We start from the raw sequence: 15,330 nt of genomic DNA on the forward strand, positions 1-15,330 counted from the left end.
CCATGCCCCTTGAGGGTGAGAGGCTCCCAGTAGACCACTGGGTCGATAGGCCGGATGTGGAAGCGAGGACGAAAGACTCGTGAAGCTGACCGGTACTAATAGCCAATGACTTGATACAACAATTTCTGCTTGCGTCCACTGTGCGGTTCCCGGGTCATCACCGGTGTGTTGATAACCCAATAGAGTTACGGCAGTCATAGCGTGAGGGAAACGCCCGGTCCCATTCCGAACCCGGAAGCTAAGCCTCACAGCGCCGATGGTACTGCCCTGGTGACGGGGTGGGAGAGTAGGACGCTGCCGGACATTCATTCGCGAAGGCCCACCCCGTACCGGGGTGGGCCTTCGTCGTTTCCCCCCGTTCAGGTGGCGACTCACGTGATGCGCCCTCGGCTTGCGAGCGCTCCTGTCCGCACTGGGCTGCCGGGGAGAGGTGACGTGCCTGACGACACCGGATCACCACGCGACACCCGCGTGGATGAGACAATGGAACGACAAGTCCATCGTGGAAGGAACCGACCAACGTGAACGATCAGCAGGGTGGCGGCGAGCGTCAAGACCGACGCTCCGAACGCGACGACCGCAACAGCCGCGGGAACCGCGACCACTCCGGACGCGAGGGTCGGTCCAGCGGGCGTCCGAGCGAAGCTCGAGATGCCGGACGTGGTTCGTACGGTCAGCGCGACGGAGGCCCTCGCGGCAACCGCGAGAGCGGTCCTCGTGAGGGTGGCTTCCGTGGCGGCCGCGATGGTGGAGAGCGTCGTTACGGCGACCGGCCCGCCTTCGGCCAGCGCGACGGCGCTCCCCGCGAAGGTGGTCAGCGTGGTGGCGGACAGCGAGACGGTGGGCGCCCGCCCTACGCTTCCCGTGAGGGTGGCTTCCGTGGCGGCCGCGATGGTGGAGAGCGTCGTTACGGCGACCGGCCCGCCTTCGGCCAGCTAGACGGCGGCTCCCGTGAGGGTGGACGCCCGGCCTATGGGCAGCGTGACGGCGGTCCCCGTGAGGGTGGCTTCCGTGAGGGTGGCTTCCGCGGTGGACGGGACGGCGCGGCTCGCGGAGGTGCCCCCCGAGAGGGTGGCTTCCGCGGTGGACGCGATGGCGCGGAGCGTCGGTCCGGAGAGCGCCCTGCCTTTGGCCAGCGTGACGGAGCTTCCCGTGAGGGTGGTTTCCGTGGTGGCCGTGATGGCGGAGAGCGCCGCTACGGGGACCGGCCCGCCTTCGGCCAGCGCGATGGCGGCTCCCGTGAGGGTGGGCGCCCCGCTTTTGGACAGCGCGATGGCGGTCCCCGCGAGGGTGGCTTCCGCGGTGGACGGGACGGCGCGGCTCGCGGAGGTGCCCCCCGAGAGGGTGGTTTCCGTGGTGGCCGTGATGGCGGAGAGCGCCGCTACGGGGACCGGCCCGCCTTCGGCCAGCGCGATGGTGCCCCGCGTGAGGGTGGCTTCCGCGGTGGACGCGATGGCGCGGCTCGCGGAGGTGCCCCCCGTGAGGGTGGACGCCCCGCCTATGGTCAGCGTGATGGTGCCCCGCGTGAAGGTGGCTTCCGTGGCGGCCGCGACGGAGCCGGCCGCGATAGCAGCAGCCGACCCAGCGTAGGCCGGCACGACAGCGGTGCCCGCGACAGTCGTGCCCGCGACGGCGGTTCCCGTGAGGGTGGCTTCCGTAGCGGACGGCCCGACAGCGGCGCTGTGCGTCGGGATGGACAGGACGACTCACGTCGCGATGGCTTCCGTGAGGACCGTCGCGAGGTTCCGGTCGGCCCGGAGATCCCCGACGAGGTGACGATCAGTGACCTCGACCGTGAGGCACGGGCCCACCTGCGTTCGCTCTCCAAGCAGAACGCAGAGACCGTCGGACGCCACCTCGTCATGGTCGCGCGTCTCTTCGACGCTGACCCCGAAGCCGCCTACGAACACGCCCAGGCGGCCGTCGCTCGCGGCGGACGTGTCGACATCGTGCGCGAGGCAGCAGGCCTCGCGGCCTACCGCACCGAGCGCTACGCCGAGGCGTTGCGCGAGCTGAGGACGGTCCGCCGCCTCAACGGGTCCTCCGAGCACCTGCCCGTCATGGCAGACTGCGAGCGCGGCCTCGGTCGCCCCGAGCGTGCCATCGCCCTCGCCCAGACACCCGAGGCAGAGTCCCTCGACGTCGAGACGAAGATCGAGCTCTCGATCGTCGTCGCGGGTGCGCGCATGGACCTCGGCGAGTCCGACGCGGCACTCGTGACGCTCCGCGAGATCGACGTCACCGGAGTCTCTCGCGTCCAGCACGTCCGCGTGCTCCAGGCGCAGGCCGACATCCTCGAAGCCCTCGGACGCGACGACGACGCAGCGGCCATGCTCGAGGGCGTCACGCCTGCCGAGCTCGCCGCCGCGGTCGGCGAGATCGAGGTCGACGAAGAAGTTCTCGTCGTCGACCTCGACGACGTCGACATGCCCGACGACGAGGAGCCAGCCGAGTCGGAGTCCGACGAGGAAGGCTCCAACGACGAGGGCTCCGACCGGAAGGAGCTCGCCGTCGAGGACGCGCCGGGCAGCGACTCGGACGACGTCGTAGCGGATGCCGAGCCGACGGACGACGTGGCCGACAGCGCCGAGACCGACGCCGCGGTCGCCGAGGGGGCGCTCGACGCCTCGGCCACGGCCGAGGTGACCGACGCGGTCGCCTCCGACGCACAGGCATCGGACTCGGGTGACGACGCGGAGGAGCGTGCATGAGCGCGGGCCTCATCGGTTCGGACGCGCCGCTCGCTGAGGCATTCGACCTCGCACTGGTCGACCTCGACGGCGTCGCCTACCGCGGTCACGAGCCCATCGACCATGCGGCAGAGGGCCTCACGGGTGCGCGGGAGCGCGGGATGCACCTCGTCTTTGTGACGAACAACGCCTCTCGCGAGCCCGAGGACGTCGCAGGGCAGCTCACGGCCCTCGACATCCCGACCGTCGCCAGCGACGTCATGACGGCGGCCCAAGCCGCCGCCCAGGTCCTTGCGTCCCGGCTCCAGCCGGGCGCGAAGGTCCTCGTCGTCGGGGGCGCTGGCCTACGCACTGCGGTGCTCGGGGTCGGCATGACGATCGTCGAGTCTGCCGACGACAAGCCGGACGCGGTCGTTCAGGGCTTTGCCCCCGACCTCGCGTGGCGGGACCTTGCCGAAGCGGCCTACGCGGTCGGCGCAGGTGCCTGGTTCGTCGCGTCCAACCGCGACCTTTCGCTCCCGACGGCGCGAGGCTACGCGCCCGGCAACGGCGCCCTCGTGGGCGCCGTCGTCGCCGCGACGGGCGTCGAGCCCGACTCCGCGGGCAAGCCGTCCCCGCGGATGTACGAGCTCGCCGTCGAACGTGTCGGTGGCGCGCGGCCGCTCGTCGTCGGCGACCGGCTCGACACCGACCTCGCGGGAGCACGCTCGGGCGGGTACGTCGGGCTGCACGTGCTCACGGGCGTGAGCACCGCGCGCGACGACATCCTCGCGGAACCGCACCTCCGTCCGCACCTCATCGGGGAGGACCTCCGCTCCCTGCTCGTCGCACACCCGGAGCCCGTGCTCCACGACGGGTGGTGGACGAGCCGCGGGATCGCAGCACGCGTGAGCGGCGGAGCCCTCGAGCTCGACGACACGCACCCAGAAGCAGGCGCCGAGCCGGTCGACCTCGTCCGCGCGGCATGCGCAGCGGCCTGGGCATCGGCCGACGCCGGCGCCCCGCTCGACCCGGCCGCCGTGCCCGACCTGCCCGTCGGCAGCCACTAGACGCGACGATGACGGCCCTGTACCCACAGCATCGCGGGTGCAGGGCCGTTTCTCGCGACGTCCGCTAGCGTGGACGCGCGAGACACGCCACGCGCGAGACACACCACGCGAGAGGACACCCAGACGATGAGCGACGGCCCCACCGGCGACGCGACGGTCGACGCTGCGCTCGCCCCGCTCGTGCACCTTGCGCAGCGCCCCCTCGCCGACCACCCCGACGTGCTCGACGATCTCCACCAAACCTTGCACAGCCACCTCGTCGACGAGCCCACGGACGAGGCGCACCCCCAACCGTGAACGCCCCCGAGAACACGCCCCGTGCGATCGCACCGGCCCCCGACGGTCCCGCCCCCACGACCGGTGCCGCACCCCTCGTCGACGCCCGGCTCGACGTCGCGCTCGTCGCCCGCGGACTTGCCCGCTCGCGAGCCCGCGCGGTCCAGAACATCAGGGACGGCCGCGTGCGCGTCGACGGCATGATCGCCTCGCGGCCCGCCCAGCTCGTCGCACCGCACGCACAGGTGACGGTCGACGACGCACCCGACGACGAGCTCGTCTCCAGGGCGGGCGGTAAGCTCGCCGGTGCGCTCGCCGCCCTCGACCGTCTCGCCGCAACAGGCGTGCCGACACCGGATCCTCGCGACCTCGACTGCCTCGACGTCGGTGCCTCGACGGGCGGCTTCACGCAGGTTCTCCTCGAGCGAGGAGCGCGCGCGGTCGCCGCAATCGACGTCGGCCACGATCAGCTCGTCCACGAGCTGCGAACCGACCCCCGCGTCACGGTGCGCGAAGGCCTCAACGCGAGGGAGCTGAAGGCCGCCGACCTCCCGTTCGCGCCGGGCCTCGTCGTCGCTGACCTCTCGTTCATCTCGCTCACCCTCGTCCTGGCCGCGATCCGTCAAGCAGCTCCGGACGCTGACCTCCTGCTCATGGTCAAGCCCCAGTTCGAGGTCGGGCGCGGCCGGGTCGGCCGCGGCGGCGTCGTCCGGGACCCAGCGGCTCACGTGAGCGCGGTCCTCGACGTCGTCGAGTGCGGCGCTCGCCACGGTGCGCGACTGCGCGGCGTCGTCGCCTCTGCCGTCCCAGGACCTGCAGGCAACCGAGAGTTCTTCTGCTGGTTCGCTCCCGACGCACCTCACGACCCGGCCGCGGCGCGCGCGGACGCGGAGCCGTCGGTGAGCGCCGCAGTGGCAGACTCGACCGCGACGACCGTCCACACGGTCCCCGTACCTCCCACGACCGAAGCTGGACGGTGAGCACATGACCCGCACCGCGATCGTCGTCGCCCACGGAGGGCGGCCCGAGGCGCTCGTCGCACTGCGTGAGACGCGCCACGAGCTCGAGGCCGCAGGCTTTGACGTCGTCCTTCACGACGACCACGAGCATCTGCCGGTCCACGGCGACCTCGAAGGCAGCCGGGGCGAGAACGTCGCCGACGCCGAGATCGTCGTCGTGCTGGGCGGCGACGGCACGATCCTGCGCGCCGCCGAGCTCACCCGCGGGACGACCGTGCCGATCCTCGGCGTCAATCTCGGCCACGTCGGGTTCCTCGCGGAGTCTGAGCGCGAGAACCTCCGGGCTGCGGTGCAGCGCATCGGAGCGTGCGACTACGAGGTCGAGGAGCGGGGGATCGTCGAGGTCGCCGTCCGCACCCCGCAAGGCGAGACCCTGACAGGGTGGGCGCTCAACGAGGCGACCGTCGAGAAAGCCGACCGTGAACGCATGATCGAGGTCGTCGTCGAGGTCGACGGACGGCCCCTGTCGTCGTTCGGGTGCGACGGGGTCATCGTCGCGACCTCCACCGGGTCGACCGCCCACGCCTTCTCCGCCGGCGGTCCCGTCGTCTGGCCCGACGTCGACGCGATGCTGCTCGTCCCGCTCGCCGCCCACGCACTGTTCGCGCGCCCGCTCGTCGTCGGACCACGCTCCGCCTTCGCGATCGAGGTCGTCCCCGCGTCCCAGGCCTCGGGAGTGCTCACGCTCGACGGGCGCCGACGCGTCGACGTCGCACCCGGGTCCCGCATCGAGGTCACGCTCGGGAGCGAACGCGTGCGCCTCGCTCGTCTCACCCATGCGCCCTTCAGCGACCGGCTCGTCAACAAGTTCGACCTGCCCGTCGTCGGCTGGCGTGGAGCCGCCCGCGCCGCGGCCGCCTCGCAGCGCGCCACGAGCCCCCGCACAGCCCACCAGGAGGCATGAGCGTGCTCGAGGAGATCTCGCTCGAAAACATCGGCGTCATCACGCACGCCCGCATCCCGCTCGCGCCCGGCCTCACAGCCATCACGGGCGAGACAGGAGCCGGCAAGACCATGCTCCTCACGGGCCTCGACCTGCTCATGGGTGGCAAGGCCGATCCCGGCCGCGTGCGCACGGGAACAGAGCGAGCCGCCGCGGAGGGCACCTTCGTGCTCGCCCCGGGCGCGCCTGCGCGCGAGCGCGTCGCCGATGCCGGCGGAGAGCTCGACGACGACGGCACGCTCGTCGTGCTGCGCACGGTTGCCGCAGCCGGCCGCTCCCGCGCGCACCTCGGCGGACGCACCGTGCCCCAGACCGTCCTCGCCGAGATCGCGGGCGAGCTCGTCACCGTCCACGGGCAGGCGGACCAGCTCCGGCTGCGATCACCACGCCGGCAGCGCGAAGCCCTTGACGCCTACCTAGGACGCGACCACCTCGCGCTCCTCGAGCGCTACCGCGACGCCTGGGCGGAGCGCACCGCGGTCGGGGAAGAAGCCGCACGCCTCGTGGCCGAGCGGGACGACCGGGCCCGCGAGGCCGAGCTGCTCCGCCTGGGCCTCACCGAGATCGAGCGTGTCGAACCGCGTGCAGGCGAGGACACCGAGCTCGACATGCTCGTCGAGCGACTGAGCAACGTCGAGGAGATCCGAGCCGGCGCAGCCGACGCGCACGCGACGCTCGTCGGCGACGACAGCGGTGACGACCGCCCCCACGTCATCTCGCTCGTCGACCACGCGCGCCGGGCCCTCGAGCACGCGGGCGAGCACGACCCAGCCCTCGCGGACCTCGCCGAGCGGATCGCCGAGGCCGGCTATGCGCTCGCCGAGGTCGGAACGGAACTCTCGTCCCACCTCGCGGGACTCGAGGCCGACCCCGCCGCGCTCGAACGCGCTCATGAGCGGCGCGCCCAGCTCACGGGCCTCACCCGGTCGTACGGGCAGGATGCGGCCGCAGTGCTCGAGTGGGCGTCCCACGCGGGCCTGCGCCTGCTCGAGCTCGAAGGAGGCGACGAGCGGCTCGTCGCGTTGCGCGAACGACGCGACGCGCTCGACGCGCTCCTCGCCGACATGTCCGCTGACCTGGGCGAGGCACGGCGACGCGGCGCGAACGTCTTCGCAGACGACGTCACAGCCGAGCTCGACGGGCTCGCGATGGCAGGCGCGAGCCTCCTCGTCGACGTCGCCGACACCGAGCTGGGGCCCTACGGCGCCAACGAGGTGACGATCTCGCTCGTCCCGCACGCGGGCGCCCCCGCGAGCCCCTTGGGCCGCGGTGCCTCGGGCGGTGAGCTCTCACGCGTCATGCTCGCGGTCGAGGTTGTCCTCGCCGCGAGCCGCTCGGGAGAGACCCCGTCATTCGTCTTCGACGAGATCGACGCAGGGATCGGCGGCCGCGCTGCGCTCGAGGTCGGAGCACGACTGGCCCGGCTCGCTCGCGACGCACAGGTCATCGTCGTCACCCACCTTGCGCAGGTCGCGGCATACGCCGACCAGCACGTCGTTGTGACAAAATCGACAGCCGCCGACGGCGACGTCGTCACCCAGTCCGACGTCCGCACGGTCGTCGGGGACGAACGCCTCGCCGAGCTGGCTCGCATGCTGTCGGGGCAGGACTCTGACACGGCGCGCGCACACGCGGCGGAGCTTCTCCGCAGCACTGTCGTGGGATGATGACCGCGATGAAACTCAGCTTCCGTCGGGGTGAGCCCCCCGAAATCGCCCCCGGCATCTACGGCCCCGTTCGCGTCGATGCGCGCACGAAGGACCTCACGAAGCGCCTGCGCCCCGGCGACATCGCGGTCATCGACCACCTCGACATCGACCGCGTCGCCGCCGAGGCGCTCGTCGCCGCGCGCCCGTCAGCAGTTCTCAACGCCGCGCGCTCAATCTCCGGCCGTTACCCCAACCTCGGCCCCGAGATTCTCGTCGCCGCCGGGATCCCGCTCATCGACGATCTCGGCCCCGACATCATGTCGATGCCCGAGGGACGCAAGGTCCGCGTCGAGGACGCCTCGGTCTTCCTCGGCGACGCCTTCGTCGCCGAGGGCGTGGCGCAGGATGGCGAGAGCATCACGGCGGCCCTCACGGAGGCGCGCGAGGGACTGTCCTCGCAGCTCGAGTCGTTCGCGGCCAACACGATGGACTACCTGCGTCGCGAGCGCGAGCTTCTGCTCGACGGCGTGGGCGTTCCCCAGATCCGCACGTCGATCGAAGGCCGCCAGGTCCTCATCGTCGTGCGCGGGTACCACTACCGTGAAGACCTCGCGACGCTCCGGCCCTACGTCCGTGAGTTCCGGCCGATCCTCATCGGTGTCGACGGGGGCGCCGACGCGATCCTCGACGAGGGCTGGAAGCCCGACCTCATCGTCGGGGACATGGACTCGGTCTCGGACAAGGCACTGACGAGCGGCGCCGAAGTCGTCGTGCACGCCTACCGGGACGGGCAGGCGCCCGGTCTCGACCGCGTCGAGCGGCTCGGCGTCCAGCACGTCGTCTTCCCCGCGACCGGAACGAGCGAAGACGTCGCCATGCTGCTCGCCGACGACAAGGGTGCCGAGGTGATCGTCGCAGTCGGCACGCACGTCACACTCGTCGAGTTCCTCGACAAGGGACGCTCCGGCATGGCCTCCACCTTCCTCACGCGGCTGCGTGTCGGCGGCAAGCTCGTCGATGCCAAGGGAGTCTCACGCCTCTATCGCCAGCGCATCTCCAACGCGCAGCTGACGATGCTCGTCGTCGCGGGCCTCGTCGCGCTCGTCGTCGCCCTGCTCTCGACCGCCGCCGGCCAAACCCTCTTCGGACTCGCCGGCGCACGCGTCGACGACGTCTGGAGCTGGTTCGTCGGGCTCTTCGCCGGGCCCTGAGCCCACCCCGCCGTGCCGCACCGCCCATCGACCCGAGGACTCCTCCCGCTGTGATCGACTTCCGTTACCACCTCGTCTCGCTCATCTCTGTCTTCCTCGCGCTCGCCGTCGGGATCGTCCTCGGCGCGGGACCGCTCAAGGAAGCGATCGGCGACCAGCTGACCGGGCAGGTCGAGACGCTGCGCGCCGACAAGGAGAAGCTGCGCGACCAGCTCTCGACCGCCGAGAGCGATCTCGTCACCCGTGACGCGTTCCTCGCCGCAACCGCTCCGCAGCTGACCGCAGGGACGATCACGGGCCGTCGGGTCGCCTTCATCGAGCTTGCTGATGTCGACGACGCAACGGTCGACGCACTCTCGACGCACCTCGTCGCTGCAGGCGCACAGATCGCCGGCACGGTCCAGGTCTCCGAGCAGTGGACGAGCGAGAGCCAGGCGCGCTACCGCCAGGCCCTCGTCCCCTCGCTCACCGACTACCTCCCCAACCGGAGCACCGGCGGCTCGCACGACGCCGACCTTGCGCGCGCGCTCGTCCTCTCGCTCGTCCAGCTCGCTCCCGAGGGCGACGTGTTCTCGCCCGACGCGCTCCAGCTCCAGCGGCTCCTCGCAGCCGGCGACTTCGTCACGTACTCCGAGGGCGTGCAGCCCGCCGACATGATCGTCGTGCTCGCTCCGGGGACGGTCGACCCCGACGTGACCCCGACATCACCGAGCTCGCAGGACGCCACGACCCTGCTCATCCAGCAGGAGCTGCCGCGTGCGGCAGCCGAGCTTGCGGAGGGCTCCCTCGTCGCCGGCGCAGGCGATGCGCCTCTCGTGCGCGCGATCATCGAGGGCGACGACGCGGACCTCGTCACGACCGTCGACGACATGAGTGCGATCACCGGCCAGATCTCGGTTCCGCTCGCTCTCGCGGCGCGCGCGGCAGGGACGGTCGGGCACTTCGGGACCGGGCCGGGGGCCACAGCGGTCGCCCCAGCGGTTGTGCGCCTCGCCGAGATCGACCGGACGGCGCGCCGAGCAGCCGCGCCCGAGGTGCCCGCGGATGACGAGGCCGACGGCTCCGAGGACGGTGCAGTCGGAGGCGCTGAGGCCGACGCCGACGCTGACGCTGACGCCGACGCCGGGGCAGACGCCGAGGCAGGCGACGAATGAGTGCCCGCAGGATTCTCGGCGCCGTCGCCGGCGGCATCGTCGGCGCGGTGAGCACGCGAGTCGCCCGCTCCGGCCTCGACGGCGTGAGCAACGACCTCGATCCCACGCTGTGGCAGCGCACGAACTACGCCGGTCGTCGGGTCGACCTCAAGGCGGGCCCCGCGCTCGCCGTCGGTCTCGCCGATGCGGCCTTCGCTGCGGGCGCCGTGGGCGGCGCACCCCGTACGGCGGCGGCGAGCATCGTGGCGACGCTCGGCGCCGGCGCAGCGGGCCTCAACGACGACCTGCGCGAGTCGCCCGAGGACAGGCGCAAGGGGCTTCGCGGCCACCTGGGTGCGCTGCGCGAAGGCCGTGTGACGACGGGCCTCGTCAAGATCGGGGGGATCGGCGCGTCCGCACTAGTCGCCGCACTCGTCATCGACGCGGGCCGTGGTCCCCGCGCAGGCGGCCGACGACTCTGCGAGATCACGCTCGACACGGCCCTGATCGCAGGCTCGGCGAACCTCGTCAACCTCCTCGACCTTCGGCCCGGACGAGCCCTCAAGGCGTCGATCGGCTCGAGTGTCCTTCTCGCGTCCGTCGGACAAGGCCTGAGCGCCCTTCCCGCTCTCGGTCCCGTCGCGAGCGCGCTCACCGGCGACCTCGAAGAGGACGACATGCTCGGTGACTGCGGCGCCAATGCTCTCGGCGCACACCTGGGGGTCGCCGCGACCGGTCTCCCACGACCCGTGCGCGCCGTGCTTCTCGCGGGCGTCGTCGGACTGACGCTCGCCTCGGAGCGGGTGAGCTTCTCTGCGGTCATCGAACGGACTCCGGCGCTCGCCGCGGTCGACGCCTGGGGTCGACGGCGGTGACGACGAGCTCGCACCGACGGCTCTCGGGGAGCCTCGTCGGCGCGGCAGCCCTCATCACGGCCGTCACCGCGCTCTCGCGCGTCCTGGGCTTTGTCCGGTGGGTCGCGCAAGCGGGGACCGTCGGCTACGACTCCGTCGGCACGGCGTACGCGTCGGCCAACACGATTCCCAACGTGCTCTTCGAGATCGTCGCCGGCGGCGCGCTCACGGGGGCGCTCGTCCCATTGCTCGCGCTGCCGCTGGCCCGCGGGCTGCGCGCCGAGACGAACCGCACCGCTTCCGCAGCGCTCACCTGGGCTCTCGCAGCCCTCGTTCCCCTCGCCGTGCTCGTCGTCGTGCTGGCCGGGCCCGTGGCCCGCCTGCTCGCACCGGACGACCCCGCGACGGTCGAGCTCACCGCGACTTTCCTGCGGATCTTCGCCATCCAGATTCCGCTCTACGGGGTCGGGGTAGTCCTCTCCGGAATCCTCCAGGCGCAGAAGAAGTTCTTCTGGCCGGCGTTCGCCCCCGTCCTGTCCACGCTCGTCGTCCTCGCGAGCTACGGAGCGTTCGCGCTCACTGCCGAGGGCCTCCACAACGACCCGGCTGCTCTACCGGATGCCGCGATCGCGTGGCTCGCGTGGGGCACGAGCGCGGGCGTCGCAGCGATGAGCCTGCCGTTGCTCGTCCCGGTCCTGCGCTCGGGCGTGAGCCTGCGGCCCACGCTCTCGTTCCCCGACGGTGTCGCACAGCGCGCCCGTCGTCTCGCGGGGGCAGGAGTGGGTGCGCTTCTCGCTCAGCAGCTCGCCGTCGTCGTCACCTTGCGGCTCGCGGGGACGTTCGGCGGGACAGGAACCTGGCCCGTCTTCCAGTACACGCAGGCCGTCTATCTTCTGCCCTACGCCGTGCTCGCGGTTCCTCTTGCGACGAGCGTCTTCCCGCGCCTGGCCGAGAAGGCGGGGGAGTCCGACACTCATGCGTTCTCCGCGCTCACGGCGGGCACGACGCGCGCGGTCGCGGCGCTCGCCGGACTCGGCGGTGTCGCTCTGATCGCTGCAGCCCCCGCCGTCGCGGTCGCCTTCAGCAGGGTCGGGCACGGTGAGGAGGGCGTCGTGCTCGCCATGGGCCCGGCTCTCACGGCGATGGCCCCCGGGCTCGTCGGGTTCTCCGTGCTCTATCTGGCGACCCGTGCGCTGTATGCGCTCGAGCGCGCGCGGTCGGCGATGGTCGCCGGGTCGCTCGCGTGGGTCACGGCGGCGCTCGTCTCGTTTGTGCTCGTCCAGACGACGACGGTCGGGGCCTCGGACGCACCGGGGACCCTGCTCGCCCTCGCGCTGAGCCACGCGATCGGCATGACGTGCGGTGGGATCGCCGCGCTCGTCGCGCTGCGCCGGGTCCTCGGACCACCGGCACTGGCGGGAGTGATGCGCACGACGGGAGCCGTCGTCGTCGGCGGAGCGGTTGCAGCCGTGGCCGGACGGGCGACGGTCGACGCAGTCGTGGGAGCGCAGTCGGGTCTCGCCATCGCGATCGGCGGCGGTGCGCTCGGTGGCCTCGTCGGGATCGTCATTCTCGGGTGCGTCCTCGCGGTCGCTGACCGTCGGACGTTGCGCGCGGCCCTCGGCCGCGCCGGTCGTGGCAGGCTGAACGCATGACGGAGCGTGACGACACCGGTGTGCGGGGGAGGCGAGTTCTCCAGGTGCTCGGGACGAGTGCGGGTGGCGTCGTGCGGCACGTGGCGCAGATCAGCGAGGAGCTGCGCGCCGCGGGCGCGCTCGTCCGTGTCGCCGGGCCCGCCTCGGTAGCTGACGGGCTGGCTGACCTGCCCTGGACCGACGTGCCGATCGCCGCACGTCCCGGGTTCGGTGACGCGCGTGCCTGGGCCCGGCTCCGTGCGGTGACCGGGAGCGCTGACGTCGTCCATGCGCACGGTCTGCGGGCCGGGGCGTTCGCGGTCCTGGCAGCGCGCAGCCGCGTGCGACGTCCGCGCATCGTCGTGACGCTCCACAACCGTCCTGTCGGCGGGGCGCGCGTGCAGCGGGTCGCGCACGTGCTCGAGCGCATCGTCGCGCGCGGCGCGGACGTGGTCCTTGGTGTGTCGAGCGACCTCGTCGCGAGCGCGTCGGAGCGCGGGGCACGGTGCACCGAGCGAGCCCTCGTCCCCGCGCCGCCGCGTGCGACGGCGCCCGGGGACCACGCACCTGCCGACCAGGCGACGGCTCGTGCGCGTCTGGGGCTCGAGCCGAGCTCCGTCGTCGTCCTCACGGTGGGGCGCCTTGCGCCCCAGAAGGGGCTCGGAACACTCCTTGACGTCGCCGGGCTCCTCGTCGCGGACGACGCCGTACGCGGCTTCACGTGGTTCGTCGCCGGGGGAGGGCCGCTCGAGGGTGAGCTCGCACGCGACATCGCCGCGCGTGGCCTGCCCGTCCGGCTCCTCGGCGCACGGGACGACGTGCCGCAGTGGTACGCGGCAGCCGATGTGGTCGTCTCGACTGCGGTCTGGGAAGGCCAGCCGATCGCGCTCCAGGAGGCTCTGCGTGCCGGCGCGCCCCTCGTCGTCACCAACGCGGGCGGAACGTGTGACGTCGTCGGTGACGCAGCGATCGTCGTCCCGGTCGGCGATGCGCGCGCGATCGCCGACGGTGTCACGACCGTTCTGCTCGACCCCCGCAGGCGCGAGACGCTGCGGAATGCCGCGCGTGAGCGCGCTGCGACGCTCCCCACGCCGGTCGACGTCCTCGACCAGCTCGTGCGCCTCTATGCGAGCACATCACCAGCAGTGTGAGATCACTCGCACCGCGCGTCGTCCTGCGAAGTGGCAGGACGTTGTTAGAGTGGAGTTCCGTGGCAGAGCATGCGAATCGACTCTCCGGGCGGTCGGAATCAACGACCCGGCACATCTTCGTTACGGGAGGCGTCGCCTCCTCTCTCGGTAAGGGGCTGACCGCCTCGAGCCTCGGTCGTCTGCTCCGTGCACGCGGTCTCAGGGTCACGATGCAGAAGCTCGACCCGTACCTCAACGTCGATCCCGGAACGATGAACCCGTTCCAGCACGGTGAGGTCTTCGTCACCGAAGATGGCGCCGAGACCGACCTCGACATCGGTCACTACGAGCGCTTCCTCGACGTTCCTCTCTCCGGCAAGGCCAACGTGACGACGGGCCAGGTCTACTCGCACGTCATCGCGAAGGAGCGTCGCGGGGAGTACCTCGGCGACACGGTCCAGGTGATCCCGCACATCACCGACGAGATCAAGTCGCGCATGCGGGCGCAGGCGAGCGACGACGTCGACGTCATCATCACGGAGATCGGTGGCACGGTCGGTGACATCGAGTCGCAGCCGTTCCTCGAGGCCGCACGCCAGGTGCGTCACGAGCTCGGTCGCGACCTCGTCTTCTTCCTGCACGTCTCGCTCGTGCCGTACATCGGTCCGTCGGGCGAGCTCAAGACGAAGCCGACGCAGCACTCCGTGGCGGCCCTCCGCTCGATCGGCATCCAGCCGGACGCGCTCGTGCTGCGCGCCGACCGCGACCTTCCCGTGGGCATCAAGCGCAAGATCGCACTCATGTGCGACGTCGACAACGAGGCGGTCGTCACGTGTGCCGACGCCCCGAGCATCTACGCGATCCCGCGCGTCCTGCACTCCGAGGGCCTTGACGCGTATGTCGTGCGCCGCCTGGGTGTGCCGTTCCACGACGTCGACTGGGCCGAGTGGGACACGCTCCTCACGCGCGTCACGCAGCCCGACCACCAGGTCGAGGTCGCGCTCGTCGGCAAGTACATCGACCTTCCCGACGCCTACCTCTCGGTGACCGAGGCCCTGCGCGCAGGCGGCTTTGCCAACAACGCGAAGGTGACGATCCGCTGGGTCGCGTCCGACGAGTGCCAGACGCCGCAGGGCGCTCAGGAGGCGCTCGAGGGCGCCGACGCCGTCCTCGTGCCCGGAGGCTTCGGCGTCCGCGGCATCGAGGGCAAGATCGGCGCGCTGCGATGGGCCCGCGAGAACAAGGTCCCGACGCTCGGCATCTGCCTCGGACTGCAGGCCATGGTCATGGAGTACGCCCGGACGGTCGTCGGCCTCGAGGGCGCGTCGTCGTCCGAGTTCGATGTCGACACCCTCCACCCCGTCGTCGCGACGATGGAGGAGCAGCAGGCGTTCGTCGACGGCGCAGGCGACCTGGGCGGCACGATGCGCCTCGGCGCCTACGACGCGGTCCTCGCCGAGGGCTCCGTCATCGCGGGCGTCTACGGCTCCACCGAGGTGTCCGAGCGTCACCGTCACCGCTACGAGGTCAACAACGCCTACCGCGACCAGATCGCCGAGGCCGGCCTCGTCTTCTCGGGAACGTCGCCTGACGGTGCCCTCGTCGAGTTCGTCGAGCTTCCGGCCGACGTGCACCCGTACTACGTCGCGACGCAGGCGCACCCGGAGTTCAAGTCGCGTCCCACGAATGCCCACCCGCTGTTCGCGGGGCTCATCGCCGCGGCCCTCGTGGTGCAGGACTGA

The 15,330-nt window shown here is 71.7% G+C and carries 14 protein-coding genes and 2 rRNA genes; 15 read left to right on the forward strand and 1 reads right to left on the reverse strand.

What is annotated here, in order from left to right; genetic code table 11:
- The 3 genes from ACTVCO_RS08185 to ACTVCO_RS08195 all read left to right on the forward strand — a co-directional run.
- Positions 1-118: ribosomal RNA gene (locus ACTVCO_RS08185) — 23S ribosomal RNA — on the forward strand; the annotation flags it as partial.
- A gap of 68 nt (positions 119-186) precedes the next feature.
- A 5S ribosomal RNA gene (rrf, locus tag ACTVCO_RS08190) occupies positions 187-303 on the forward strand.
- 234 nt (positions 304-537) lie between these two features.
- Complete coding sequence (locus ACTVCO_RS08195) at positions 538-939, forward strand: hypothetical protein (protein WP_443727935.1); 402 nt, start codon at positions 538-540, stop codon at positions 937-939.
- Here the strand turns inward: ACTVCO_RS08195 and ACTVCO_RS08200 are convergent.
- The gene (locus ACTVCO_RS08200; protein ID WP_443727936.1) at positions 936-1,598 is read right to left on the reverse strand and encodes a hypothetical protein; all 663 of its coding nucleotides are present in this window, start codon (positions 1,596-1,598) and stop codon (positions 936-938) included. The genes ACTVCO_RS08195 and ACTVCO_RS08200 overlap by 4 nt on opposite strands.
- An 84-nt stretch (positions 1,599-1,682) precedes the next feature.
- On the opposite strand from ACTVCO_RS08200, the gene ACTVCO_RS08205 reads away from it, so the two are divergent.
- The 12 genes from ACTVCO_RS08205 to ACTVCO_RS08260 all read left to right on the forward strand — a co-directional run bounded on the left by ACTVCO_RS08205 (position 1,683) and on the right by ACTVCO_RS08260 (position 15,330).
- A complete protein-coding gene (locus ACTVCO_RS08205; RefSeq protein ID WP_443727937.1) occupies positions 1,683-2,711 on the forward strand; it encodes a hypothetical protein in 1,029 nt (342 codons plus the stop codon).
- Positions 2,708-3,739: an HAD-IIA family hydrolase gene (locus tag ACTVCO_RS08210; RefSeq protein WP_443727938.1), complete on the forward strand. Its 1,032-nt coding sequence runs from the start codon at positions 2,708-2,710 to the stop codon at positions 3,737-3,739. Before ACTVCO_RS08205 ends, ACTVCO_RS08210 begins: the two co-directional genes overlap by 4 nt.
- 126 nt (positions 3,740-3,865) lie before the next feature.
- A complete protein-coding gene (locus ACTVCO_RS08215) occupies positions 3,866-4,036 on the forward strand; it encodes a hypothetical protein (RefSeq protein ID WP_443727939.1) in 171 nt (56 codons plus the stop codon).
- The gene (locus tag ACTVCO_RS08220; RefSeq protein ID WP_443727940.1) at positions 4,033-4,995 is read left to right on the forward strand and encodes a TlyA family RNA methyltransferase; all 963 of its coding nucleotides are present in this window, start codon (positions 4,033-4,035) and stop codon (positions 4,993-4,995) included. Before ACTVCO_RS08215 ends, ACTVCO_RS08220 begins: the two co-directional genes overlap by 4 nt.
- Positions 4,996-4,999: 4 nt before the next feature.
- Entirely contained in the window at positions 5,000-5,938 is a 939-nt protein-coding gene (locus ACTVCO_RS08225) for an NAD kinase (protein ID WP_443727941.1), read from the forward strand.
- Positions 5,939-5,940: 2 nt separating this feature from the next.
- On the forward strand, positions 5,941-7,644 hold the full coding sequence (gene recN / locus ACTVCO_RS08230) for a DNA repair protein RecN (protein WP_443728298.1): 1,704 nt from the start codon (positions 5,941-5,943) through the stop codon (positions 7,642-7,644).
- A gap of 8 nt (positions 7,645-7,652) precedes the next feature.
- Positions 7,653-8,837, forward strand: coding sequence for a putative cytokinetic ring protein SteA (gene steA, locus ACTVCO_RS08235; protein ID WP_443727942.1), 1,185 nt, complete (start codon positions 7,653-7,655; stop codon positions 8,835-8,837).
- A 50-nt stretch (positions 8,838-8,887) separates the two neighbouring features.
- Positions 8,888-9,991 carry a copper transporter gene (locus ACTVCO_RS08240; protein WP_443727943.1) on the forward strand — a complete coding sequence of 368 codons (1,104 nt, stop codon included), beginning with the start codon at positions 8,888-8,890 and terminating at the stop codon, positions 9,989-9,991.
- Positions 9,988-10,845, forward strand: coding sequence for a hypothetical protein (locus ACTVCO_RS08245; protein WP_443727944.1), 858 nt, complete (start codon positions 9,988-9,990; stop codon positions 10,843-10,845). The genes ACTVCO_RS08240 and ACTVCO_RS08245 overlap by 4 nt, the downstream gene beginning before the upstream one ends.
- Positions 10,842-12,479, forward strand: coding sequence for a murein biosynthesis integral membrane protein MurJ (gene murJ / locus ACTVCO_RS08250; protein ID WP_443727945.1), 1,638 nt, complete (start codon positions 10,842-10,844; stop codon positions 12,477-12,479). The genes ACTVCO_RS08245 and murJ overlap by 4 nt, the downstream gene beginning before the upstream one ends.
- Positions 12,476-13,609 carry a glycosyltransferase family 4 protein gene (locus ACTVCO_RS08255; RefSeq protein WP_443727946.1) on the forward strand — a complete coding sequence of 378 codons (1,134 nt, stop codon included), beginning with the start codon at positions 12,476-12,478 and terminating at the stop codon, positions 13,607-13,609. Before murJ ends, ACTVCO_RS08255 begins: the two co-directional genes overlap by 4 nt.
- 59 nt (positions 13,610-13,668) lie before the next feature.
- The gene (locus ACTVCO_RS08260) at positions 13,669-15,330 is read left to right on the forward strand and encodes a CTP synthase (protein ID WP_443727947.1); all 1,662 of its coding nucleotides are present in this window, start codon (positions 13,669-13,671) and stop codon (positions 15,328-15,330) included.

Origin of the sequence: Sanguibacter sp. A247, from assembly GCF_052324925.1 — a bacterium.
In the GTDB taxonomy this organism is placed as follows: Bacteria; Actinomycetota; Actinomycetes; order Actinomycetales; family Cellulomonadaceae; genus Flavimobilis.